General features: G+C 64.4%; 23 protein-coding genes and 1 tRNA gene. 15 read left to right on the top strand and 9 right to left on the bottom strand.

Features of this window, described 5'->3' with window-relative positions; all coding sequences use genetic code 11:
• Positions 1-71 precede the first annotated feature (71 nt).
• The 4 genes from V3391_RS01010 (at position 72) to V3391_RS00995 (ending at position 4,037) form a co-directional block, all read left to right on the top strand.
• Positions 72-611 (top strand): GNAT family N-acetyltransferase, encoded by a 540-nt coding sequence (locus V3391_RS01010; protein WP_332076565.1) that lies wholly within the window; start codon positions 72-74, stop codon positions 609-611.
• Positions 608-943, top strand: coding sequence for a non-heme iron oxygenase ferredoxin subunit (locus V3391_RS01005; RefSeq protein WP_332076564.1), 336 nt, complete (start codon positions 608-610; stop codon positions 941-943). The genes V3391_RS01010 and V3391_RS01005 overlap by 4 nt, the downstream gene beginning before the upstream one ends.
• Positions 944-1,069: 126 nt before the next feature.
• Positions 1,070-1,483: a hypothetical protein gene (locus V3391_RS01000; RefSeq protein WP_332076563.1), complete on the top strand. Its 414-nt coding sequence runs from the start codon at positions 1,070-1,072 to the stop codon at positions 1,481-1,483.
• A 151-nt stretch (positions 1,484-1,634) separates the two neighbouring features.
• Positions 1,635-4,037 carry a TonB-dependent receptor domain-containing protein gene (locus V3391_RS00995; RefSeq protein WP_332076562.1) on the top strand — a complete coding sequence of 801 codons (2,403 nt, stop codon included), beginning with the start codon at positions 1,635-1,637 and terminating at the stop codon, positions 4,035-4,037.
• 116 nt (positions 4,038-4,153) lie between these two features.
• Here V3391_RS00995 and V3391_RS00990 read toward each other — a convergent pair whose 3' ends face one another.
• From V3391_RS00990 to V3391_RS00980, 3 genes are all read right to left on the bottom strand, one after another.
• Positions 4,154-4,504, bottom strand: a complete 351-nt coding sequence (locus tag V3391_RS00990) for a hypothetical protein (protein ID WP_332076561.1) — start codon at positions 4,502-4,504, stop codon at positions 4,154-4,156.
• Positions 4,505-4,716: 212 nt separating this feature from the next.
• Complete coding sequence (locus V3391_RS00985) at positions 4,717-5,361, bottom strand: HutD/Ves family protein (RefSeq protein WP_332076560.1); 645 nt, start codon at positions 5,359-5,361, stop codon at positions 4,717-4,719.
• 573 nt (positions 5,362-5,934) lie between these two features.
• A complete protein-coding gene (locus tag V3391_RS00980) occupies positions 5,935-6,294 on the bottom strand; it encodes a ComEA family DNA-binding protein (protein WP_332076558.1) in 360 nt (119 codons plus the stop codon).
• Between the two features lie 209 nt (positions 6,295-6,503).
• Between V3391_RS00980 and V3391_RS00975 the strand changes: the two genes are divergently transcribed.
• Together V3391_RS00975 and V3391_RS00970 are read left to right on the top strand one after the other, a co-directional pair.
• Positions 6,504-8,024 (top strand): M20 family metallopeptidase, encoded by a 1,521-nt coding sequence (locus V3391_RS00975; protein WP_332076556.1) that lies wholly within the window; start codon positions 6,504-6,506, stop codon positions 8,022-8,024.
• A 100-nt stretch (positions 8,025-8,124) separates the two neighbouring features.
• The gene (locus tag V3391_RS00970; protein ID WP_332076555.1) at positions 8,125-9,126 is read left to right on the top strand and encodes a sulfate ABC transporter substrate-binding protein; all 1,002 of its coding nucleotides are present in this window, start codon (positions 8,125-8,127) and stop codon (positions 9,124-9,126) included.
• A gap of 3 nt (positions 9,127-9,129) precedes the next feature.
• Here V3391_RS00970 and V3391_RS00965 read toward each other — a convergent pair whose 3' ends face one another.
• Positions 9,130-10,395, bottom strand: coding sequence for a cation:proton antiporter (locus V3391_RS00965; protein ID WP_332076554.1), 1,266 nt, complete (start codon positions 10,393-10,395; stop codon positions 9,130-9,132).
• 462 nt (positions 10,396-10,857) lie between these two features.
• Between V3391_RS00965 and V3391_RS00960 the strand changes: the two genes are divergently transcribed.
• Positions 10,858-12,138 carry a tyrosine-type recombinase/integrase gene (locus tag V3391_RS00960; RefSeq protein WP_332076553.1) on the top strand — a complete coding sequence of 427 codons (1,281 nt, stop codon included), beginning with the start codon at positions 10,858-10,860 and terminating at the stop codon, positions 12,136-12,138.
• Positions 12,139-12,156: 18 nt separating this feature from the next.
• Here the strand turns inward: V3391_RS00960 and V3391_RS00955 are convergent, their stop codons facing one another.
• A complete protein-coding gene (locus V3391_RS00955) occupies positions 12,157-12,600 on the bottom strand; it encodes a hypothetical protein (RefSeq protein ID WP_332076552.1) in 444 nt (147 codons plus the stop codon).
• A gap of 128 nt (positions 12,601-12,728) precedes the next feature.
• Here V3391_RS00955 and V3391_RS00950 point away from each other — a divergent pair, with 128 nt between their 5' ends.
• Positions 12,729-13,523 (top strand): hypothetical protein, encoded by a 795-nt coding sequence (locus V3391_RS00950; protein ID WP_332076551.1) that lies wholly within the window; start codon positions 12,729-12,731, stop codon positions 13,521-13,523.
• A gap of 338 nt (positions 13,524-13,861) precedes the next feature.
• On the opposite strand, the gene V3391_RS17780 is transcribed toward V3391_RS00950, so the two are convergent.
• Positions 13,862-14,581, bottom strand: a complete 720-nt coding sequence (locus V3391_RS17780; RefSeq protein WP_425497181.1) for a DUF6988 family protein — start codon at positions 14,579-14,581, stop codon at positions 13,862-13,864.
• Between the two features lie 302 nt (positions 14,582-14,883).
• Between V3391_RS17780 and V3391_RS00940 the strand changes: the two genes are divergently transcribed.
• On the top strand, positions 14,884-15,480 hold the full coding sequence (locus V3391_RS00940) for a hypothetical protein (protein ID WP_332076549.1): 597 nt from the start codon (positions 14,884-14,886) through the stop codon (positions 15,478-15,480).
• Here V3391_RS00940 and V3391_RS00935 read toward each other — a convergent pair.
• Positions 15,468-15,659, bottom strand: a complete 192-nt coding sequence (locus V3391_RS00935; protein ID WP_332076547.1) for a hypothetical protein — start codon at positions 15,657-15,659, stop codon at positions 15,468-15,470. The two genes, V3391_RS00940 and V3391_RS00935, sit on opposite strands and share 13 nt — an antisense overlap.
• Before the next feature lie 289 nt (positions 15,660-15,948).
• Here V3391_RS00935 and V3391_RS00930 point away from each other — a divergent pair, with 289 nt between their 5' ends.
• Together V3391_RS00930 and V3391_RS00925 are read left to right on the top strand one after the other, a co-directional pair.
• Complete coding sequence (locus V3391_RS00930) at positions 15,949-16,170, top strand: hypothetical protein (RefSeq protein WP_332076546.1); 222 nt, start codon at positions 15,949-15,951, stop codon at positions 16,168-16,170.
• A gap of 111 nt (positions 16,171-16,281) precedes the next feature.
• Positions 16,282-16,668: a hypothetical protein gene (locus tag V3391_RS00925; RefSeq protein WP_332076545.1), complete on the top strand. Its 387-nt coding sequence runs from the start codon at positions 16,282-16,284 to the stop codon at positions 16,666-16,668.
• 524 nt (positions 16,669-17,192) lie between these two features.
• Here the strand turns inward: V3391_RS00925 and V3391_RS00920 are convergent.
• Entirely contained in the window at positions 17,193-17,435 is a 243-nt protein-coding gene (locus V3391_RS00920; RefSeq protein ID WP_332076544.1) for a hypothetical protein, read from the bottom strand.
• A 578-nt stretch (positions 17,436-18,013) separates the two neighbouring features.
• Here V3391_RS00920 and V3391_RS00915 point away from each other — a divergent pair.
• The 3 genes from V3391_RS00915 to V3391_RS00905 all read left to right on the top strand — a co-directional run bounded on the left by V3391_RS00915 (position 18,014) and on the right by V3391_RS00905 (position 22,270).
• On the top strand, positions 18,014-18,457 hold the full coding sequence (locus V3391_RS00915; protein WP_332076543.1) for a hypothetical protein: 444 nt from the start codon (positions 18,014-18,016) through the stop codon (positions 18,455-18,457).
• A gap of 210 nt (positions 18,458-18,667) precedes the next feature.
• The gene (locus V3391_RS00910) at positions 18,668-21,826 is read left to right on the top strand and encodes a hypothetical protein (protein WP_332076541.1); all 3,159 of its coding nucleotides are present in this window, start codon (positions 18,668-18,670) and stop codon (positions 21,824-21,826) included.
• A 207-nt stretch (positions 21,827-22,033) separates the two neighbouring features.
• Positions 22,034-22,270: a helix-turn-helix transcriptional regulator gene (locus V3391_RS00905; RefSeq protein WP_332076539.1), complete on the top strand. Its 237-nt coding sequence runs from the start codon at positions 22,034-22,036 to the stop codon at positions 22,268-22,270.
• A 108-nt stretch (positions 22,271-22,378) separates the two neighbouring features.
• Here the strand turns inward: V3391_RS00905 and V3391_RS00900 are convergent.
• A tRNA-Phe gene (locus V3391_RS00900) sits at positions 22,379-22,454 on the bottom strand.
• Positions 22,455-22,607: 153 nt separating this feature from the next.
• Here V3391_RS00900 and V3391_RS00895 point away from each other — a divergent pair.
• Positions 22,608-23,081: an LEA type 2 family protein gene (locus V3391_RS00895; protein ID WP_332076538.1), complete on the top strand. Its 474-nt coding sequence runs from the start codon at positions 22,608-22,610 to the stop codon at positions 23,079-23,081.
• The last annotated feature ends 25 nt before the right edge of the window (positions 23,082-23,106 follow it).

Raw genomic sequence — 23,106 nt, 5'->3', positions numbered from 1 at the left:
TTACCGTGCTTCCGCGCGCAGGCGCCGGGCCATCGCGGGATAATGGCGGCGTCACGACTTCAGCCGCCGCCATGCCCGCTCCCGTGTTCCGCACCGCCACGCCCGTCGACGTCCCCGCCCTCGTCACCCTGGTGACGTCCGCCTATCGCGGCGAATCCAGCCGCAGCGGCTGGACCACCGAGGCCGACCTGCTCGATGGCGCGCGCATCGATCCCGACGTGCTGGCGCACGACATCGTCCGCGCCGACAGCCGCGTCGTCGTGATCGATGGCGACGACGGACGCCCGCTCGCCTGCGCGCACGTCGCGATCGAGGACGGCGTCGGCTACTTCGGCATGTTCGCGGTCGATCCCACGCTGCAGGGCCGTGGCACCGGCGACGCGCTGCTGCGCGAGTGCGAACGCATCGCCCGCGACGAATGGCGCCTGCCCGGCATGCGCATGACCGTCATCGACGTGCGCGATGCGCTGATCGCGTTCTACGTGCGCCGCGGCTATCGCCGAACCGGCGTGCACAAGCCGTTCCCGTACGGCGACACCCGCTTCGGCAACCCGCGCCGCGACGACCTGCGCTTCGAAGTGCTGGAGAAGACCTTCGGAGTCACCCCATGAGCGAGACCTGGACCTTCGTCTGCGCGACCGGCGAGCTGCTGCCCGGCGAGATGCGCACCACCTTCGACGAGATCACCAGCGTGCCGATCATCGTCTTCAATTTCGATGGCGATCTGTACGCGCTCGAAGACCAGTGCAGCCACGAGGATTTCGGCCTGTCGAGCGGCGGCGCGTTCGACACCGCCCTGGGCACGATCGAATGCGTGCTGCACGGCGCGAAGTTCGACGTGCGCGACGGTCGTGCCCTGTGCGCACCTGCGTACGAACCAGTGGCGAAATTTCCGACCAAGATCGAGCACGGCGGCGTCTGGACCCGCGACGACCGCGACTGAGATGCAGGCTTCGAGCGGCTCGGGAACGCCCGCCTACGCTAACCGGAATCGTTCACCTTTGATGTCGAGAATCATTCTCGGTTAATATCCCGTGATCGGGCGAGACCGCCCGCGGGAGAAGCAGGCGTGCCGCAGGGCATCCGATCACTGACGGAACGGTTCGGCGCACGTGTGCGCCCGGGTGCCGATGCCGCGCGCGCCATGGCGCTCGGCCTGCTGTTCCTGCTGCTGTGGGCGGCCACCCTGGGACCATCCGCGATGGCGGTCACCCTGCCCGGCGGCGTGTCTGTACCGAGCATCCCGTTCGAACACGGCGGCGAAACGCCGCCCTCACCGGACACCACGCCGGCGCTGTCGTCCATCCGGACGACGCCACGCCTGCACCTGCCTGCGGCCGACCCGTTGTTCGCTGCCACGGCGATGCCGGTCCTGCCTGCATCGCGACGCGGACGCCTCGCGCGTCGTCCGCGACCGGCTGTGACGCGGCCCCGCCAAGGGTCCCCTCGCCGCCAGCACCGCGGCCGCGCGCCGCCCCGCTGATTCCGGATACCGCCGGCCTGCGCCGGCGACCCGCATCGCGCATGCCCGTCACCGGGCGTGACGCGCTGCGGCCTGTCGCATGCCCGCATGCGCACCCCACTCCGGCCAGCCGACGCCACGCCGCGTATCGATCCCGTCCAACGAGACCTTCATGACCCGTTTCCCGATCCGTCGTCCGCTCGCCATCGCCCTGCTGGGCCTGCTGTCCGCGCCCGCCTTCGCCGACAGCGCGACGGCCAACCCGGCCACCGACTTCGACACCGTCGTCGTCACCGCCGCCGGCTTCGAGCAGAAGCTCACCGATGCGCCCGCGAGCATCAGCGTCATCACCCAGGAAGACCTGACCAAGCGTCCGTACATGACGCTGCTCGATGCAGTGCGCGACATCGAAGGCATCGACGTCGGCGAGACGCGCGACAAGACCGGCCAGGGCTCGATCTCGATGCGCGGCATGGGCTCGGACTACACGCTGATCCTCGTGGACGGCAAGCGCCAGAACAATCACGGCGACATCTATCCGAACAACTTCGGCGGCAACCAGTTCAACCACATCCCGCCGCTGGATGCGATCGAGCGCATCGAAGTCATCCGTGGCCCGGCGTCGACGCTCTACGGCGCCGATGCGATGGGCGGCGTCATCAACATCATCACCAAGAAGGTGCTCGACGCGTGGCACGGCTCGGCGACGGTGAGCCGTTCGTTCGAGGACAGCGAGTTCGGCGACGACACCACGGTGGACGCCTTCGTCACCGGCCCACTGGTGCCCGGCGTGCTGAACCTCAGCGCGCGCGCCAGCTGGTACGACCGCGACGCGTCCAACCCGGTCTATGCGCCGATCACCGATCCCGCGGGCGTCGAACGCACGCGCCCGCTGGGCTTCGGCGGCGGCGGCAAGACCGTCGACAACACCAACAAGGCCGGCGGCATCACGCTGGCCTGGATGCCGACCGAGAACCAGAGCCTGACGCTGGACTACGACACCTCGCGCCAGGAATACGACAACGCGATCAAGATCAATGACCAGGGTGTCGAGGAATATCCCGTCGGCACGGTCGACAACATCAACAGCATCTTCACCGCCGGCAATTACTGCCTGGGCGCTGCCGGCGCGAACGCGAATGCCTGCCGCGCGAACGGCGGCACCTGGGCACGCCGGGCCAATCCGCGCGTCGGCTACGGCGCGGTGCAGGAGTTCACCCGCGACGCGTGGTCGCTGACGCACGAAGGCCGCTGGAACTTCGGCAACAGCTTCGTCTCGCTGTCGCACGTGGCGACCAACAACGACGGCCGCACGATGCCGTTCACCGTCGACGAGCGCGCCGAGCTGTTGCGGATGATCGACGGGACCGGTCCCTACGCCGGCCTGTCGCTGGCCGAGCGTCGCGCGCTCGCCGAATCGACGTTCCTGCCGCGTCCCAAGCGCACACTCGAGAGCGCGCAATACACGCTCGATGCCAAGCTCGACGTGCCGTTCCAGCTGTTCGGTGAACACATCGCCGTGCTCGGCGCACAGGTGATCCAGGGTGAACTGACCGACGGCATCTTCGGCATCGAAAGCGGCACGCCGGGCCTGAAGCAGGAACACAACATGTACTCGCTGTTCGCCGAGGACACCTGGACCATCACCGAACCGTTCGCGCTCACCGCCGGTCTGCGCTGGGACGACCACGAGGTCTTCGGCAACCACCTCAGCCCGCGTCTGTACGGCGTCTACACCGTCAGCCCGCAGTGGACGGTCAAGGGTGGCGTCAGCACCGGCTTCAAGACGCCCAAGACCACCCAGCTCTACGACGGCGTCACCGGTTTCGGCGCGCAGGGCACCTCGCCGATGTTCGGCAACCCGGATCTGCAGCCCGAGACCAGCACCAGCACCGAACTGGCGGTCTACTGGCAGAGCCCGGACGGCCACAACGCCAACCTGACGCTGTTCCACAACGCGTTCGAGGACAAGATCGCGTCCCAGCCCTGCGGCCCCGGTACCACACTCACATGCACCGCCGCAGGCGAGTACGCCGACATCGGCTACGCATCGAGCAGCAAGACGGTCAACATCGACAAGGTGGTGATCCAGGGCGCCGAAGTGGCAGGTCGCTGGCAGATCAGCGAGGCATTCGGCTTTCGCGCGAACTACACCTTTACCGACAGCGAGCAGAAGAGTGGCAGTGCCGCGGGCCTCCCGCTCGGCAACAGCGCGCGCCACATGGCCAACGCCACGCTCGACTGGCAGGCCAGCGAACGCTTCAACCTGTTCCTGACCGCCGAAGCGCGATCCAAGCGCTACCGCGACCTGCACGTGATCACGCGCGAACCGCTGTACTACAAGGATTACGAAGTGCTGCACCTTGGTGCCTCGTTCAAACTCAACGAGTCGGTCACCTTCAACGGGCGCATCAACAACCTGCTCGATCGCGACTTCACGACCTACGACACCGAGTTCCGCGATCTCGACGATGCGCCGGGTTTCGACGGCACCAACGAGATCCTGTACTTCGACCACTACAACAACAAGGACAAAGCGCGCGGCCTCTGGCTGAGCGTCAACGTCCGCTTCTGAGTGATCCCAAGTCACAGCGCCCTGCACGGGCGCCGGGTGACGCACCGGAACCACGCGCCCGCTCCGTCGATCCGGATCGGGCGTTTTCGTCTCACGCGCAGAGGGATTCGTAGTAACTATTCTTTGGGAGCTCGGTTCAAAAAAAAAAGGAAGCAGACGCCCGCCCGCTTGACCGGAACGCGCGTTCCCCTGCACGACGCCGATCGGCTTTTCTGATCAAAACGAACCGGCAAGGCGAAAGGGAATAGCGTCGTCGAGCCCATTGCGAGCGCGTGCATCGCCGAGAAACCTCTTTTTCGCCGCGGGCACAGCGAACACCTGCCAGCGACAAGCATCTTCTTCGCTTCGGCACCGCGAACGCCTGCGTTTCCGACAAGCGTCTTCTTCGCAACGCCTACGCTGTGACCAAAACGCCTGCGGATATTGGAGTACGGCTCAAAGAACTGAAAGCGCAGTCGCTTGTCCATCCCAGCTGCCGGACCGTTGCCAGAACGTCCGGGGCTTTCGTCGCGGCAGCAGTCGACACAAGAATTCAAGGCCCCTCTCCCTCCGGGAGAGGGGTTGGGGTGGGGGCCGAAGATCGCAGATCTGCGCCAGCCGTGAGTTCGACAAGACTGCAGATCGGATGCATGTGGATATACACATCGGCCGCCTTATCAGTGCGCAGCCGGGCAGCGCCCTACACCTGCAAATCCGGAGATCGAATCGGCGAAAGCGCGACAGGCTGGAACCGCGTCAACACTACTTCCCCACCCCCGTCCAGCACGTAACGACACCGCCCGTCCAGCGCGCGCAGCATGACCGTGTCTCCACGTTCGAGCAGCCGTGTGTCGCCCGTCACGAGTCGCGCATGACCCGCCAGCACGTGCAGCAGCCAGCAGTCGCCGGGATCGACGAACACGACCATCGTTCCCACCAGCGGCCGATGCCAGGTCGATGCCTCGATCCGGTCCGGACGCCACATCAGATTCAGGGCACTGACGCCGGGCCCTGCCGGCTCGCCCCGAAGCGCCCGCTCGCCGGAAAAACGCAGCCGCGCATGCGACGGTTGCAGATCCGAGACCTGCCCATCCTCGAAGTGCAGCGTCAGTCCATCGCCGGTCAGCAGCATCAGCTCCCGCTCGACACCCTCGAACCGGGAGAACGCCGCGGTCTGTTCGATCTCCGCGATCGACAGCCGCCAGATCCAAGCCTCCGCACCCGCGCCGGGCTCGGCATGGATCTCCCTGGTCCATCCCAGGCCATTGCGCCAGCGCACGCGCTGTGCCTCGTGCGCATCGATCCGCTGGACACAAGACGGCTCGCCTGAAGTTGTTTCGTGCATGCCACAAGTCTAGAACCCCGGAACCGCAAATTTGCGCGCTTCCGATATGCGCCCACGTTCGATGCCACACGCAAGGGCTGGCGAAGTGCGGGGCCGCGCAGACTTCTTGAGACAAGCACTTCGCGTCCTGCCAGCGCACCTCGCCCCTGGGTGCCGAAGGCGGCAGGCCTCGGGAGCCAGATTCAAGCAAAAGGCGTAAAGCGCAAGCCCTGAGCCGCAAGACGCACGGTTTGAAGGCTGAGGCCGAATGGTGGCGCGGCCAGAAATGCCTGCGCGCCGCTGGGACTGGGACTGGGACTGGGACTGCTTCAGGCTATCGATCGAAGCTGGATCAAAACCGCTTGGCCAGCTAAGCGCTTTCGATCCAGTCGGTGCACACCGAATGGCGGAAGACGGGGCCGGCTCAGAGCGCACTCCAGATACCGCCGCCCAAAACAGGGTCGCCCGCTTCGCATCCAATGCGAGGCGGGCGACGGTTACGTCCCTGTAGCGGCATCCTGCCGGTCCCGTGGAGCGTCCTGCTCCTCGCCTGACGCCGGCACTCCCTGTGCCGACGTCAGCGATGGGTCAAAGTCAGCGCAGTTGCGCTGCCCCCTTGGTCCCGGCTGCGGCGGGCGGGCTCGGTGCCCGCGTCGCGCCAGCCTGCGATCCGGCCGCACCGATCTCGATGCGATCGACGTTGTGCTCGACGGTCCGCAACCCGATGCCTTTCACCTGCGCCAGTTGCTCGGCGCTTCGGAACGGCCCGTTTTCATCCCTGAAGGCCACGATGGCCTCCGCCTTGGCCTGCCCCACGTTGTGCAGCACGCGTGCCAGCGTGGCTGCATCCGCGGTGTTGATGTTGACCTTTTCCACGCTTTCATTTGCGAATGCGGTGCCTGCCAACAGCAGTGAGAGGCACAGCGACGCAAGCACGGCTCGGATCGACTTCATGTCCTGAACTCCTTGGTATTGGGGGGATTCCATTCCCGACTGGCGATTCATTCGTCCTTGCCGGTACAGCCAGTCTTCCCAACACCAGGCGGCCAGAATATCCGCGGCACTGCTGGGCCGTAGCCAGCCGAACGCCCGAGCAGTTGTAGGAAAATTCCTACACGCGGGTCCGCGATAGAATCGGTTTTTTACGCACACTGGAAACCCGAATGGACAGCAGCCAGACCGACCGCTTCGTCGGCGCCAAGTGGGACGACGAAATCGTTCCCCAGCTCGTCGAATACATCCGGATCCCTAACAAGTCGCCGATGTTCGACGCCGACTGGGTCGCCAACGGCCATATGGAACGCGCGGTCGAGCTGATGTCGGGCTGGGCCAAGGCCCAGTCGATTCCCGGCATGGTGCTGGACGTGGTCCGCCTTGAAGGCCGTACGCCACTGATCTTCATCGAGATTCCGGCCGCGAACGGCGGCAGCGACGACGACTGCGTGCTGCTCTACGGTCATCTCGACAAGCAGCCGGAAATGACCGGCTGGGACGACGATCTCGGTCCGTGGAAGCCGGTGCTGCGCGACGGCAAGCTCTACGGCCGCGGTGGCGCCGATGACGGCTACGCGATCTACGGCTCGCTGACCGCGATCCTGGCGCTGCACGAGCAGGGCCTGCCGCATGCGCGTTGCGTGGTGCTGATCGAAGCCTGCGAGGAGTCGGGCAGCTACGACCTGCCCGCCTACGTCGACCATCTCGCCGAGCGCATCGGCAAGCCGTCTCTGGTGGTCTGCCTGGACTCGGGTTGCGGCAATTACGAGCAGCTCTGGTGCACGACGTCGCTCCGCGGCCTCGCCGGCGGCAATCTGACCGTCAAGGTGCTCGACGAAGGTGTGCATTCGGGCGATGCGTCCGGTGTCGTGCCGTCGAGCTTCCGTCTGCTGCGCCAGCTGTTGTCGCGCATCGAGGACGAAGTGACGGGCCGCATTCTGGTCGAGGGCCTGCATGCCGACATTCCGGCCGAACGCCTGGAACAGGCACGCCGCGCGGCCGAAGTGCTCGACACTGCGATCTACGACAAGTTCCCGCTGACCGGCGCGCTCCAGCCGATGTTCCCGAAAGACGCGCAGGGTCAGGTGTCGGAAGACCTGTCGGAGCTGGTGCTCAACCGCACCTGGCGCCCGGCGCTGTCGGTGACCGGCGTCGACGGCATTCCGTCGTTGCAGTCGGCCGGCAACGTGTTGCGCCCGCACACCGCGGTGAAGCTGTCGCTGCGCCTGCCGCCGACCGTGGACGGCAAGCGCGCTGGCGAACTGTTGCAGGAGGTCCTGCTGGCCGATCCGCCGAACGGCGCAACCGTGACGCTGGCCTTGGAGAAGGCCGCCACCGGGTGGAATGCGCCGGCGATGTCGCCGTGGCTCACGAAGGCGATCGACGACGCCAGCCAGGCGTTTTTCGACAAACCGGCAATGTACATGGGCGAGGGCGGCTCGATCCCGTTCATGGGCATGCTCGGCGAGAAATTCCCCGGCGCGCAGTTCATGATCACCGGCGTGCTCGGCCCGCATTCCAACGCGCACGGTCCCAACGAGTTCCTGCACATCGAGATGGGCAAGCGCGTGACCAGCTGCGTCGCACGCGTGATCGTCGAGCACCACCACGCCGGTCAGCGTGGCGAGACGACGGGAGCCGCCGTGGTCGCCGACAGCGGCACGCGGCACGGCGATCACGGCTGCTGCTGAGGTTCGGGAGGGCCGGCGGCAGCGCCGGCCCAGTGTGCTCATGCCTTTCCCCCGACGACCGGGTAATGTGGCGCCGACGCCGCCCCCACGGAGTCTGGCGATGACGATGCGTCTTGTTGCCCTGCTGCTGTGCCTTGCGCTGCCGACACTCGTGTCGGCCGAGGACCTCGTTCTCCGCAACGCGTCCTACGACCCGACGCGCGAGTTCTACGTCGATTACAACCGCATGTTCGCTGCCGGCTGGCGGCAGAATGGCGGCGGCGGCGTCGAGGTGCTGCAGACGCATGGCGGCTCGGGCGCGCAGGCCGATGCGGTGATCGCGGGCGAGCCTGCAGATGTCGTGACGCTGGCGCTTTCGGCGGATGTGGACCGGATTGCGTCCGCGGGACTGCTGGATGCGGACTGGCGCAGGCAGATGCCCCACGGCAGCGTGCCCTACACCTCGACCGTCGTCTTTCTCGTCCGCAAGGGTAATCCCAAGCACATCGCCGACTGGGGCGATCTGGTCGGCGATGTCGAAGTGGTGACCGCTGACCCGAAGACGTCCGGCGTCGCGCGCTGGAGCTATCTGGCGGCGTGGAGCTGGGCCGCGCGGACGTATCGCGATGGCGGGCGTGTGCTGGACTACATGCGCGCGCTCTACGGCAAGGTGCCGGTGCTCGACCGCGGCGCGCGCGGGGCCCGCGACACCTTCGTCGACCGCGACATCGGCGATGTGCTGCTGGCGTGGGAGAACGAAGCGCTGCGCGTGCTGGCCGATCCGCAGACCAGCCAGGCCTTCGAGATCGTCTATCCGAGCATCAGCATCCGCGCCGAACCGGTGGTCGCGGTGGTCGATCGCAACGCCGACACCCACGGCGTGCGCGCGGTGGCCAAGGCATACGTCGAGACGCTGTACACATCCGCGGCGCAGCGGCTGGTGGCGCAACACCATTTCCGCCCGATCCTGCGCGATGGCGTGCCGGCCTCGCAGCTGGCGCGTTTCCGATCGCTGCCCATGGTCACCGTCGACGACGCGTTCGGCGGCTGGTCGAAGGCGCAGGCCACGCACTTCGCCGATGGCGGCCTGTACGACCGCATCCGCGCCGCTCCGACGCGCTGAGCGTCAGCGCGCGTCCTGCGCAGGAGTGGCCGGCAGCTCGCCACCGCGGCGACGCATGATCCAGTTGAACAGCGGCGTCGCCATCAGCGTGGTGACGATGGCCATCAGCACCAGGATCGAGAACAGACCCTGTTTGATCACCCCGGCCTGCAGGCCGATGTTGATCAGGATCAGCTCCATCAGGCCACGGGCGTTCATCAGCGCGCCGATCGCCTGCGCATCGCGCGGGCTCTCGCCGGCCATGCGCGCGGCCGCCCAGCAGGCCAGTCCCTTGCCTGCGAACGAGACGAGCAGGATCGCGCCTGCGGCGAGCAGCAGCTGCGGCTCCAGCACCATGCCCAGATCCGTCTTCAGCCCCGAAAAGGTGAAGAACATCGGCAGGAAGAACACGACGACGAAGGGCTGCAGCGTGTCGCGGACCTTTTCCACCAGCGCGCCCTTGGGCATGCACGCGCCGAGCAGGAAGCCGCCGAACACCGCGTGGATGCCGATCGCGTCCATCAGCCACGCGCTGAGGCAGAACAGGATCAGCATGACCGCGAGCATCGTCGCGCTGAGCGGTGCATCGGGACGCACGGCATCGGCGAGCCTGCGCAGCAGCTTGCGCCCGATCAGCAGCATGAAGACCGCATACGCGATGCCGCCACCGATCGCCCACCACGCGCTGTCCCAGCTGCCACCGAAGCTGGCGAGCACGATCGCGAGAATGCACCAGGCCGCGGCGTCATCGACCGCGCCTGCGGTCAGCGCGAGCGTGCCCAACGGACTGCCGGCCAGGCCGCGTTCGTGGATGATCCGCGCCAGCATCGGGAAGGCGGTGATCGCGATCGCCGCGCCGAGGAACAGCGATGCATCAGACACGCGCACGTTCTCGGCGAACAGATTCGGAATGCCGAGCAGCCAGGGGGCGATCAGGAACGCGAGCGCGAACGGCACCACGATGCCGGCGATGGAGACCGCGAACGCGCCGCGGAAGCGCGACCGGAAATGGTCGCCGCGGAATTCGGTGCCGACGAGGAACATGTAGAGACCCACGCCGAACTGCGCGAACACGTACAGCGTGTCGAGCGTCTGCGCGGGAAACAGCGCTGCCTGCAGATCGGGCAGCATCCAGCCCAGCAGCGACGGACCGAGGGTGACGCCGGCGATCATCTCGCCCACCACCTGCGGCTGCCCGAGGCGCTGGGCCAGGCGGCCGACCAGACGACAGACCAGCAGGATCACCGCGGCCTGCAGGAAGAAGAAGACGGACAACTGGGCGGTCGGCATCGAAAGAGCTCCAGCGCCGTAGCGGCGCGCGGCGATGATGCGCTGCTGCGACGCGCGGGTAAACGGATTTCCGCAGCCCGGAACGCAAAAAGCCCGCACATGGCGGGCTTTCGACGTACCTGCAATGGTGGCCGGGGAGGGAATCGAACCCCCGACACGGGGATTTTCAATCATCATTTTCCAGATACAGGGTCGTTCATCACCGTTCGCCGAATCATCAAAAGTCATTGATAGTAATTAAATTAAGGCAGTTCCTTTTTCGCCACCGTTCGCCGGGTTCCGCGCGCTAACGGCAACGGAACGGCAACGGGCGTGCTAGCATCGTTAAACGGCAACGAATGGGGACAGCGAATGGCACTACTCACGGACCGCGGCCTACGTGCCTCGAAGCACGGGGAATGGATGACGGATGGAGGTGCCCGCGGAGGTGGCACGCTCTACGCCCGACGTGAGCAGGACAGCGTGCTGTTCTACTTCCGCTATACGCGCCCGGACGGGAGCCGCGACCCCTACCCCCTTGGCGAATGGAAAGGCTCAGGCGGCCCGCTGTCGCTGGCCGACGCGCGCGCGCAGGCGCATCGTTTGTCGAACCGCTACCGTGCTGGTGACCGCGATCTGCGCGCCGTACTGGACGCGGAGGAACGCGAGGCACGCCGGGAACGGGAAGCCGCCGACCGAGCCGAGCAGTCAAAGCAGGAGCGCCAGCAAGCCACCCTAGGCGCACTATTGAACGCCTACTGCGATGCACTGGAAGCCCGCGGCAAGGCCAGCGCAAAGGCTGTTCGCGCTGCGTTACACCGCCACGTCGAGGAAGCGTGGCCCGTTCTGTGGTCTACCCCGGCAGATGACCTGACGGCGGATGACCTAATGTCGGTCCTGACCCGCCTGACCGACGACGACAAGCTGCGCGAGGCTGCGAAGGTGCGTTCCTACCTGCAATCCGCTTACTCAGCCGGCGTCCGGGCAAGGACCACTGCGAGCGCCACGCCAGCACTTCGAGCGCTGCGCATCAAGACCAACCCCGCGCGTGACCTGGGGACCATCGAAGGCGCAGCCAACGTTCGCCATCGCGCGCTGAGCACGTCAGAGCTTCGGGCCTACTGGAAGCGCATTAGCGCCCTACCCGATCACGACGCGGCCTGCCTCCGCTTCCATCTTCTGACCGGCGGCCAGCGCATTGACCAGCTTGCACGCGCCACGCTCGCCGACTACGACACCGATCAATCCACGGTTACCCTCCGAGACACCAAGGGGCGCCGAACAACCCCGCGGCTGCATGTTGTGCCGTTGATCCCAGAGGCAGTCGAAGCCATGCACGCCATGCTTCCCACTCCCGCCGAAGGCGACGATGGCAACGCGGACGAGGGCCGCCGCTATCGCTTGGGAGACTTTCTGTTTACGACTACGGCGGGTAAAGCAGGGATGGTCGCATCGACCGCGTACCTGCGGTGCCGAGCGGTCATGGAGGCGATGCAGGCCGCCGGTGAACTTCCTGCCGGTGTGTTCTCCATCACGGACATCCGGCGAACTGTTGAGACCCGACTGGCGGAACTAGGCGTTCACTCCGACGTGAGGGCGCAGCTACAGTCACATGGCCTTGGTGGCGTGCAGGCACGGCACTACGATCGCCACGACTACCTGCAAGAAAAGCGGGACGCACTCGAAGCCCTGTTCCGCCTCGTAAGCAGCAAGGGCGCCGACGTGGTGCCGCTGCGCCGCAAGAGCGAACGCGGGGCTGCATAGCGACGGCCCCGCTCTTGTCTAGCCACCCCAACCAGCACCCGACACCGCAGTCACACCTAACCGAACGGCGCCCGTAAGGAGAGACTGGACGATGCCTGCGGCAGCGCCTTCCGCGCCCCGCTCCGCCGCATCATGCAGTTGATCGATGAAAGGACGCCGGTCGGCCCTTTCGTCAATAGAAGAAGGGGTTAGCCCCAGCAACGTGATGCCTTTCAGGGTCAATACCGCCCCGGGGAACTCCGGCCCGTTCATCCACCGCATTTCTGGGTCGCAGTGAATAAATCCCTCACGAACCAAGAATCCCAAAGTGCTGCTGGCGGTAGAAAGAATGAGCCGAGCTGCGTTGTTTTCCGTATCAGCGCCGCCTTCGAGCACCTCGGCGACCTCGGCTCCTATGTCAGTGCAACTGAGGTCTAGCGGATCGGGGAAGCTGCTGTAGAGCTTCACCAGAACGTGGATCACCACCTGATCGAAAAGCTGGATGTTTTGCGGAGTTGGCACACTAGCCCCCTAACTCTGGCCTATGTTGACGGTCGTTGACCCCACACTGACTTCCTCACATCCTAGCCCGAGGGCAACAGGGGAAGATCGTGGAGAGATGCTTTGTCATCCAGCCGTTCGACGGCGGGGCGTTCGACAACAGGTTCGAGGATGTCGTAAAGCCGGCGATTACCGCCTCGGGCCTTGAGGCCTATCGCGTTGACCGCGACCCCAACGTCAGCATTCCGATCCAAGACATCGAGAGCGGCATCCGCGAGTCGAGGGTGTGCCTCGCCGATATCACAGAGGACAACCCGAACGTCTGGTTCGAGCTGGGCTACGCAATCGCTGCCTACAAATCGGTCGTCCTACTGTGCTCGGATGCTCGGAGATCGAAGTTCCCCTTCGACGTGCAACACCGCTCAATCATCACTTACCAGACCAGATCGCCCAGAGACTTTGATGCCCTCCGCGACAAGATTCAGGCGCGTATCGAGGCAATCCTGACGAAGGAGGATCGCTTGGAATCGGTATCTTCCGCCGTCCGAATCCCCAAGCTGGAAGGTCTAGAGCATCATGAAATAACTGCGCTTGCGGCCATAGCCGGCAACCTGGACTCAGTGGGGGATCATGTCTCCACCTTCACCATCAAAAGGGATATGGAGAAGGCAGGATTTCACAACGTGGCGACGATGCTGGCATTGCGGAATTTGAAGCTCGCTGGTCTCGCGACGGATAGCGAGCGGTCGGACGAGCAAGGCTATCCCTACTCCTGTTACGGGCTGGCCGACGCAGGATGGGACTGGATTAAGCACAACCAGTCCCGATTCAAGTTGAAGCGTGCTCAGCTGAGTGCACGCCCGGTGCCTATGGATGACTTCACGGACGACGACATCCCTTTCTAGACAGCACCACCCAACAACACAGAAGCCCGCACGAAGCGGGCTTTTGCATTTGTACGGTTAGCCCTTCGCAGGGGCGAGAGGACGTAGGCGAAGATTGGCAGCGCCGCAGGGGAAGGTAGACCCCTCGCAGGCAGCGCCACTCCCCGCAGAACCACGAGCAGTAGCGCAGCACTGCCGCTACCGCGTCGCGCTAGACGTACAGCAGCGTGCACCCAAGGCGGACCACGTTGCAGCGGAGTGTGCAGTCGATCCAGAATCCGCCGTTGCTCGGCCAGGAAGTAGAGCCAAGGCCCGGCCCGCGAGTGGCACCCGGAATGAAAGCCGCAAGCGTGCGTGACCTAGCTAAAAAGCGGGTCTCCGCAACAACGCTTGTCCGGCTCTGGAAAGGCGCGCTCCCCTTCGCCAAGTTCGCCGAGACCAAAAATGCGATTGAGGTCAAAGGCGATGGCCTCCCTGCGATCAAACACAAACGACAGAAGGTCAGCCTTGCCAGACAGCGCACCCTCCGCTGCTGGGGCTAGAAGACCAAACATCTCTGCGCGCACGAGAGTCAGTGCGATATCGAAGTCCGTCCAGTTGCCGATGGGGTCTCTGCGCGTTAGCTGAGGTGTACCTCCATGCGTGTATTGGTGCATCCACTTCGATGAACGACTTCCGTTCTTCTTGAACCCTTCAACCATCGCGCCGATGACAGGAAAGACCGTGGTTAAGTCGGCTGCCATGTCCCTCAGCATGAGCAGATCATCCGGGTGGCCCTCCACACGAGTCGTGGGCAAGCTCTGGACTGCCGCGTCATCTGCTGAGTAGATCAACCACCACGCAGCCGTAGACGCTTCCACGAGGGGCCTAAGGAGCGTCCCAGCGCTTCCATACATCCCGCTCTGAACTAGAAGGATGAGACTCCGGTGGTGCTCAAGCGCCAGGTCTATAGCACTCCGCGCGAAGTCATGACGCTTGCAGCAGGGGCGCGGGGGAGGCAGGAGGTGTTGTGCCAGACTGACCTGTTGCAGCCCCAAGGCGCACCGCGAATTTCTCCATTCGAATCCCAAAGATGACATCAAGCGCTTCCTACGCGAATCGATACGAGGCACCTCTACGTGCCCTCCCATCCTAGCCGCTTGTGTGGAGCGACGCGCTTCAAGAGATTCACGGCCCACTGCCAGCCGATGCCACCCCGCCAGCCTTCCCGCATGGCAGGATGCAGTAAACAAATTCTCAACGCCCAATGCCGCCAAAGAAGCAACGCCGCCAGCACCGGTCAACCCAGCCTCGCGCTACCGAATCGCCGGTCAGCGGTGTCCCGCGCGCCCCAGCTTCCGGACGGTGGTATCGGTGGCTACTTGTTGCGTCGGGCTGGATCATGAGCCTCTTTCTCGGACTGCTTGAGCTGCCTAGCAAGATCGTGTCGTTTGCATCTAACTATTCGGAGGCAAAGGAGGCATCACTCAACGCCCTCACAGAGTACGAGCGCTTTACTGGCCGGTATTCCAGCGATCCGAATGCGTGGATAGCGCGGAACGTGATGCAGGAGTCATCGCCGCCAACAGATGAGGGCGATCTTCAACTGTCGATCCAGTACCTCGGTGGCGGTCGCTACTCAGGCGAGATCCATTCGATCCATATGATTGAGCATCTGCCAGTGCCTTGGTCGCGGATTTTGGTCGATGGGAAGGTCGGCGTTCGAGGCGGGTTTGAAGGGGTGGTGTTGGATGTGGTGGAGAACCAACATCGAGCGTACGCCAGCTTCAAACTGCGGGTTGAAGACGAACGCAAAGGCACCCTGAGACTCATCCCCAATCAGCAACCTGATGGGGTTTTCCCCGGAGAGGTTGTCCTCTGGCCTACTGAGTTCAAGATGGCGGAGGGTGAGCGCGGTCGCGAGTTCTACCGCGCTCTCCGCCGACTCAACACCGAGACGAGGGGCGAGCCAGACTCTATGACCGCTCAGCCGCAATAGCGGAGCAGCGGTCCCGCCTGCCGCTCGATGTAGACATGCCAACGCCCCACCGCCAAAACTACACAAGCAACGTGGGAGCGATCCAGCCAGAAGCCCTGCTGCCCCTTAGTGGCCGGCAGGATGGACAGCGCGCGGGACGTAAACGGAATGCGGAAGGTCAGCGAATAGAGCAAGGTCATGTAGGTGTTCCCCCTGTTGGAATCGACAAGCGTGCGCGCGGCCCCATCTGTCTTTTTGGGCGACGCGGCCGGAGCGTAGACCGGAATAATCCTGACGTGGGGGCATGGATTACCTAAGAGGGATCGAAGCCTGCAAGCGCCTGAATCTAAAGCGAAAACGACCTATAAAAAGTTTTAGTAGTCATCCTTCCACAGAATCACACGGCCACCCCTCGGGCGGCACTTTGCGCGAACCTCGGCGCAGCGCAGAATCCAACAGCCGCCAGCCCGGCGGACCTTGGGGTTGCGAATGGACACGACGGATTGGCAAGCCTGCACGTTGTGGGGCGCGATGGGGTCAGACTCGACCGATGAGCAATACCCGCAGAGAAATGTGTGCGGTGCGTGCATCGCGGAGGATGAGAAGCGCGGAGAAGACGCGCAGATCGTCAGCATCAATGGCGACTACGACGACTCGCTAGGCCCTGAGTGCGGTCTGGAATGCGGGATGTCTGCCGACGACGAAGACTGAGCGCAGCGACGTACCTAGGGCGCCTGACGCTCGCCCCGAGGGAGGGCGTCCTAGGCCGCGGCTTGTTTTAGTCGGCATCCTCGAAGGGATGACAACCCCAGGTCTCAACGCATGGCAAACGCGATTTCCGACAACATGGCGATAGGCACCATAGGCGAGCTGCTGGTGCAGACACGCCTTCTTCAATACGGCGTGCAGGCCGCCGCTCCTCTTAAGGATAGCGGCAACGACCTGATAGCCCTGAAAGGCTATGCCGTCAGGACCATTCAAGTGAAAACCTCCACCGCAAGGTTCCCCGCGCGGCTCAGGCTCCCTGAGAAGTTCCACCTAGTCGCGCTGGTCAAGCTCCACGGACACGGCACTGAGCTAGAGCTAGACCGCAGTGCGGTGTATCTAATCACAAAGGAACAGGTAGCCGGCCTGATGCTCAACCGAGAAGACGACATGGCGCAGTTCCTTATTTCTCAGCGTCTCGTTGATGCGCTGTTTGTTCAATAAGCGCGCGCCCAAGCGCCCTTCCTATATGCGGAGGGCCTTTTACGACGCCAGACAGCGCTATGGCTGCTATCGTCGTTAAAAGCGACTTCGCAGGCTTCGGCATCTTCCACCACTGCTGGCAAAGGTGACACCAAGGCGCATCGATGTAGAGGCCCTTGCGCGGCCGCTGGCGCTGGACCAGCGATGGAAGATAGGCGCGTGGATGGCTGCACGCTCACGCGCTTCTGTCGCGCGCTGTGACGCCGGGCGATGGCATTAGCATTTGGTAGTCAACTACAGGGAAACAAACTCCCCGGCAGACGAGCAACGCGAAACAGCGTTTTCCAGTGCGCTTACACCTACCGACCTAAGGATCTCCGAAGCCGCCAACGGGGCGAATGATCACCGGAACCCGCCTCTTGACAGACCACCTATCATGGTTAATGAACAGTATTACTATTCATTACTGTTCTTTAGTTATTCACCACCAAAGACAACTATGGTTCCACATAGGTGATCCTTACGGTGACCTAGGTCCACCTTAGTCACCCCGCGGTGGGTGGCTTGCTTGCCGCAATCCTCAGGTCCAAGTATTCCTTGGTCCAGCGCGGCACCAGACGCTCATCCCAGTCCGAGAAGATGGCGCGCACAGTGTCTAGGTCTGCGCCCGCGTCCTTGAGCTGTCTTTCGAGAAGATCACGGGTTCCGGTGCAGACGCCTTTGGCAGCGGTGATGGCTTCCTCAGCGGTGGATGCCGCTGGTGCGTAGGGCACGAGTTGGAGGCTCACGCAAGCGCCCCACACTCGCCACGCGGAAACCATTCGATCTTCCGCCGTGTCCTCCGCGACAGCCAACGCGGATGGGAGAAGGGCGAGAAAAATTGCTGCGATCCTGAGCATTGCTGTCCTTGACCCCCCCCCGACGAGGGGGCTGCGCGCGAAGCCTAACCAATGGCTAGGCACACGCGATACCCACCGCAGCCAAGATCGCCTGCGCCGCCCGCTAAGCGCCCTCACACCCTAAGCGCCTAACCGTGCCACCGCCGCCCTACGCGTGGCGCGCGCGCCGATCTAGACGCCTTGCTACATCGCTGCCTCGGCCGCCAGTCGTCGCAGTACGTGTGCGCGGCGATTTGAGTTCACGAACCGCCGCCAAGACCACTGATCGCCGCGGTCTGCATCGAGCTGACCGAGATAACCCCGAACGGGTTTAGTAGTCATCTTTGACGAAAGGCTGCTCTACCAACACACCCGGCGCAACTGGCGCCCCACCGCCGTATCACCTCAACCACCACAACACCCGCTAGTGCTGGGCCTTCGGGCCTCGGCGGCTTTGCCGTGCGCGCTATCGGGAAACGGAGAAGACCATGAAGAAGCGAGTCACACGCCATCCGATCCCGTTCAACGATCCAGACGGCACCCCCTGCGTGCGCGTCCCCCTGTCGAATGGCAAGCACTTTGCTGAGCTGTACGCAGACGACTACGCCGCCCTGATCGCCAGAGGCATCACAGGCAACTGGCAGCACACGATCCCCAACCGCCTTAGCCGCACGGCTCTGCGGAGCTACGTGCAGTGCCATGTCCCCCGCGGCTCGCCATGCGATGCCTGCAAGCGCCATACCGCGCTGACCGTCTCGCGGATGATCCTAGACGCGCCGAAGGACCGCCGCATTTTCTACCGCGACAACAACACCCTCAACCTGAGGCGCGACAACCTTCAACTGCGCGAGGGCTATACCCGACTAGAGCGCGACGCACTGCTGCCACGAATCGACGGGCTGAACCAAACCGTCAGCGGGGGTGTGGCGTGAGCGTCTATCCGCAAGCTACGCCCAAGCCGGACACCGTGGTCTACCGAGAGGTGGCGTTCGGTCTCGCCGCCTTCAATCACTTCAAGCATTGGCAGCGGTACTTGGCTCGCAGGGAAGGCCGCCACTTAACGAACGGCGAGACCATCGACCGCCTTCTGCTGGCTATCCCAACGCCTGAGGAAGTGCAGAACAGCTTGCGAGGGGCGCCCCGTGTTTGAGTTCCTCCCTGGCGCCGACACTACGCAGGTCAAGCCCGCCGTACAGCAGCCGCTCGTGGAAGCTGTGCGCGAACGCAGGGCCGAACGCGAAGCCGTACAGACCCGCAAGGATCAAACAACCGTGTGGGACGGAATCGGAGCTGCCCAGGTCAAGGGCGGCATCGGCTTCATCGACCGCTTCACGACCGAGCTTGGATTCGACATCGACCCCGAGTTCCGCATTCCCGAAGACGCGCGCAAGCGCTGGGAATCGCAGGGCCTCCGTCCGGAGCAATGGGAACTGTTCGGCCGTGCGGTCTCCGCGGATCACCTGTCGTTTCTCGAACACACTGCCTTTCAGAATCAGATGGCGGACGAAGACCTCGCACAGTTCGGCCTCGGCGGACAAATCCTTCTCGGCTTCACCGACCCGGTGGCAACTGGCCTCGACCTCGCTACAGGTGGCCTCGGCTACGCCGCGAAGGCCGGGCGGATCGCCAATGCTGCCCGCAGTGGTCTCCAAGGCGCCGCGGTGTCGGCCACCCTGTCGGCCGCACAGTCCGCCTACGACCCGGAACTGACGCTGGCAGACGGTGTGCAGTCGGCCGCGCTGTCGTTCGCCTTTGCTGGTGCCCTCGGTGCCCGACGCGGCGCGCTGTACGACGGCACGGTGAACCCTGACACCGTGAAGCGGCTGGCCGGCGATGACTCGCTGTCCGCCGCCCGTGTCGCGGGAAGCTCCACCGCTGACCCGACGCCCGGTGCGAACCCGCTGCGCAACGAGACCGACCGGGAGGCCGCGTTTGTTGACCAAGCGCTGACCAATGCCCACATCGCCCCTGCGTTTGGGGTGGTGCGGCGAGACTTGGCGGCGAGGATGGGTAACGCCGCGTCCCCGCTGGTGCGCGAAGCTGGCCGCCTGTTGTTCCGCGATGGCGTGGGGTACACGGATCGCAGCATCGCGGTAGAGGAATCGGCCGGCGAGTTTGCCAAGCGTCATCTCGCATCGTTCGACACCGAGTGGCGGGCCGGCACGAATGCAGCTTGGGCGGCCTACAAGGCGCGCACTGGCGCCCACTGGTGGAACGTCGGCGAGCGCATCCGGTTCAACGAGGAAGTCGGCCGCGCCGTTCGCGGTGAAGCGGATGTCTCCCTCGAAGCACAGCAGGCCGCGCGCTCCGTTGCCGACACCATGCAGCGAGTCTTGCAGCTTGCGCGTGATTCGGGTCTGGACGGCTTCGATAACGTGCGGCCGAACGGGAACTACCTCCCACGCTATTTCAGCGCGCGCGGCTTTCAACGGCTGTTTGGTGACCTCGGCCTGCACAAGGACGACGTAGTGGCCGGCCTAATCCAGCCGGCTATGCGCCGGGCGTGGCAGGCCGCCGCTGACGACGGCGAAGTAATCGACGACGAGTTGCTGGGCGCTGTCGCGCGTGCTTGGGTGGACCGTGCTCAGCGTAGCTTCGAGGGTGACGGCATGGACCTGCTGGTCCGGCCGCTCAATGCGGACGCTGTGGACGAGATTGCCCGGATGCTCCAAGAGGCCGGGGTATCACCCTCGCGGGCACAGACGCTCATCGGTGGCCTTGAACAGCGCGCCTATCAATCCGGCAAGCTCGACCGGGCACGCCGTCGTATCGACTTGGACGAGACCTTTGCAGCGACTCTGCGGAACGATGCCGGCGACGAGGTGGAGGTGTCGGTGGCCGATCTGCTGGACAACGACATCGACGCCGTGATGTCGAGATATCTCCGAGAAATGACCGGCTGGTCCGCTATGGCGGCCAAGGTCGGGGTGAAGACACGGAGCGAGCTGGATGCATGGCGCCGACAGGTCGAAGCAGATGCCCGGAAGTCTGGCGACCGCGGTGTGTCCCGCTTGCTGGACATCGGCGAACGGTCAGTGTTCGGCAGGTCCACCGAGGAAAACCCTGCGGGTGCCGCGTCGCGCTATGGGCGCTTCCTTCGGAACTACAACTTCTCCCGCGTGATGAATCAGGTGGGCTTTACGCTGTTCGCCGAGCTGGGACCGGCTATCGCCCACGGCGGCCTGCGGAACTTCATCGACTCCACCAAGGTTGCCCGCGACCTCATCCGCCGCGGATCGGACGGAACGCTACTGTCGGAGGAAGCGCGGACGATGGAGCGGCTGTTCGCGCCGGGGACTGATTGGATGCGGAACCCGCCGTTCCTCCGCATTGACGACGGGGCGCTAGCGCCGCAGACGTTCAACGTCCAAGGCGGTCACCACATCGACAACGCCATGAGCGCGGCGAACTACGTCACCTCGGTGGCGTCGGGCATGGCCCCCATCAACACGATGCTTCAACGCGTCGCTGGTCGGGCCACGATGCTGCGGCTAATCGACCTGGCGAACGCCGAGGCCCTGACACCCGCGGAGGTGGCGCGGCTGCGGTCATGGGGTCTCACCGAGAAGGCCCAAGGCGAGCTGTTCGGGCACCTACGGGGCAAGCAGCGGATCGAGGACATCAACCCCGACGCACTGCCGTTCCAGACCCGCGAGCACATGGCCGCCTTCCTGTTCCGCTTGACGCGGCATCAGGTCATGGAGGGTGACGCCTCGGACAGCATCGAGCTTATGCATGGGGTGACCGGGCGGCTGCTGTTGCAGTTCCGCAGCTTCATGGTCAACAGCTACACCCGGCACTTCCTCAACTCGGTCCACCACTACGACGACTGGCGCACCTACGCGATGGTCACCCTCAGCGCCGGCTTTGCTGGCATGGGCTGGGCCGCGCGTACCTACGTCAACACCGTAGGGAACCCCGAGCAGCGGGAGCAGCAACTCACGATGGCGAACTTCTACAAGAACGCCGTAGCGCAATCGAGCTGGGCAACCGCGATCCCGGCGATCACCGACGCCGTGTGGTCGGACATCCTGCGGAATGACCCCGTGTTCGCCAACAACAGGTCCACCGGCCTAGAGAACGGTGTCATGGGGATTCCGACCCTCGACCTGTTCAACCGGGCCTACGGCAGTTTGGGCATGGCCGGTGCGGCGATCAATGACGACCAAGCGATCACCGAGAAGCAGATGCGGGACTTCTGGAAAATCTGGTGGTTCAACAACCTCACCGGGGTGCGGAACATCACCGACGAGGTGGCCCGCCAATTCCCCGACAGGGCGGACGGAACCAACCGAGACTGACGGGACACAAGGCTGCGTCTCGACCTGGACAGAATTTTGGTGACAAATTTCCGCGAGGGTATCTAAGAAGTCGGAGCGCGCCGATCACCCCCCGTACCCCCTTCGCTGTCTACAGCAGGACCGGGGCCGCCTTTCCTACCACCACACCACTACCGACGCCCGCCCGGCCCACCACCGCGGCGGGCCTTTCTCATGCCTAGGATTCCAATGCAGGACCAGAACACCACCGCCCACACGGCCCCGCGTCGCCTCATTCGGATGCCAGAAGTACAACGCCTAACCGGCCTCGGCCGTACGACCATCTACAAGTTGATCGACGCCGGCACGTTCCCGCGACAACGAAAGGTCACGCCCACCGTTGTGGTTTGGCCGGAGCATGAAGTCGCAGCATGGATTGCCCGCGTACTCGACGGCCATACCGAAGGCGAACAGCGCGCGGCCTAAGTGCGATGCGCAACGCGCGAGTCGCATACAAACGGCAACGGAACGGCAACGAGATTGCGATTCGTCCAAATAAAAAGGGCCTGCATCTCTGCAAGCCCTTGATATATATGGTGGCCGGGGAGGGAATCGAACCCCCGACACGGGGATTTTCAATCCCCTGCTCTACCAACTGAGCTACCCGGCCACTGCGGGAGGCGCATGATACGGGGCGGGCTCGCGAACGGCAACCGTTTTTCGAAAACTCGTGTCGAGCGCCGCATTCGAGGCCATTCCGCGCAGCGGCTCGCGACCGACGACGCGTTAACATCGGCCTCCACCCGCAACCGGAGTGCCGCGCATGAAACCGTGGAAACTGCTGACGATCGTGCTGCTGGCCGGCGCCCTCGCCGCCTGCGTGACCGGGCAGCGTCGCGTATCGGAACCCACCGCGAGCATCCAGCAGCTGAGCGTCGGCGCCGACGGCAACTGGTCGGTCGATCTGCGCCTGCAGAACTACAGCAGCATTCCGATGCGCTTCGAATCCATCCGCTTCGCAGTGTCGGTCGACGGCGTGTCCGCGGGCACGCTCGAAGACGCCACCACGCTGACGATCGGTCCCGAATCGGCCGACATCCTGAGCTTGCGCCTGGCGCCGTCTGCCGAAGGCCGGTTGCACGCGGCCGATGCGCTGGCCGCGGGGCGTTCGCTGAACTACCGGATCGACGGCAGCATCCGCGCCGCGCCCGATGACCGCAACAGCGCCAGGGACTACACCGTACGCCGCGACAGCACCCTCAATCCCGTGCCGGGCCTGCCCGGCGTGATGCGCTGACGCCGCCACCTCTTTTCACCGATAC

The sequence above is a fragment of the Luteimonas flava genome, from assembly GCF_036584485.1.
GTDB classification, from domain to species: Bacteria; Pseudomonadota; Gammaproteobacteria; order Xanthomonadales; family Xanthomonadaceae; genus Luteimonas; species Luteimonas flava.
The sequence above is the reverse complement of the archived record's forward strand: the minus strand, read 5'-3'. Positions and strand labels throughout refer to the sequence as shown.

Bases quoted from the DNA above. Each gene is read 5' to 3' on its own strand.
- V3391_RS00930 (WP_332076546.1), top strand. From the start codon at position 15,949: ATGGACACGACGGATTGGCAAGCCTGCACGTTGTGGGGCGCGATGGGG.
- V3391_RS17780 (WP_425497181.1), bottom strand. From the start codon at position 14,581: ATGTCATCTTTGGGATTCGAATGGAGAAATTCGCGGTGCGCCTTGGGG.
- V3391_RS00935 (WP_332076547.1), bottom strand. From the start codon at position 15,659: ATGACCTTGCTCTATTCGCTGACCTTCCGCATTCCGTTTACGTCCCGC.
- V3391_RS00995 (WP_332076562.1), top strand. From the start codon at position 1,635: ATGACCCGTTTCCCGATCCGTCGTCCGCTCGCCATCGCCCTGCTGGGC.
- V3391_RS01010 (WP_332076565.1), top strand. From the start codon at position 72: ATGCCCGCTCCCGTGTTCCGCACCGCCACGCCCGTCGACGTCCCCGCC.
- V3391_RS00925 (WP_332076545.1), top strand. From the start codon at position 16,282: ATGGCAAACGCGATTTCCGACAACATGGCGATAGGCACCATAGGCGAG.
- V3391_RS00915 (WP_332076543.1), top strand. From the start codon at position 18,014: ATGAAGAAGCGAGTCACACGCCATCCGATCCCGTTCAACGATCCAGAC.
- V3391_RS00940 (WP_332076549.1), top strand. From the start codon at position 14,884: ATGAGCCTCTTTCTCGGACTGCTTGAGCTGCCTAGCAAGATCGTGTCG.
- V3391_RS00965 (WP_332076554.1), bottom strand. From the start codon at position 10,395: ATGCCGACCGCCCAGTTGTCCGTCTTCTTCTTCCTGCAGGCCGCGGTG.
- V3391_RS00985 (WP_332076560.1), bottom strand. From the start codon at position 5,361: ATGCACGAAACAACTTCAGGCGAGCCGTCTTGTGTCCAGCGGATCGAT.
- V3391_RS00990 (WP_332076561.1), bottom strand. From the start codon at position 4,504: ATGGACAAGCGACTGCGCTTTCAGTTCTTTGAGCCGTACTCCAATATC.
- V3391_RS00905 (WP_332076539.1), top strand. From the start codon at position 22,034: ATGCAGGACCAGAACACCACCGCCCACACGGCCCCGCGTCGCCTCATT.
- V3391_RS00970 (WP_332076555.1), top strand. From the start codon at position 8,125: ATGACGATGCGTCTTGTTGCCCTGCTGCTGTGCCTTGCGCTGCCGACA.
- V3391_RS00895 (WP_332076538.1), top strand. From the start codon at position 22,608: ATGAAACCGTGGAAACTGCTGACGATCGTGCTGCTGGCCGGCGCCCTC.
- V3391_RS01005 (WP_332076564.1), top strand. From the start codon at position 608: ATGAGCGAGACCTGGACCTTCGTCTGCGCGACCGGCGAGCTGCTGCCC.
- V3391_RS00975 (WP_332076556.1), top strand. From the start codon at position 6,504: ATGGACAGCAGCCAGACCGACCGCTTCGTCGGCGCCAAGTGGGACGAC.
- V3391_RS00980 (WP_332076558.1), bottom strand. From the start codon at position 6,294: ATGAAGTCGATCCGAGCCGTGCTTGCGTCGCTGTGCCTCTCACTGCTG.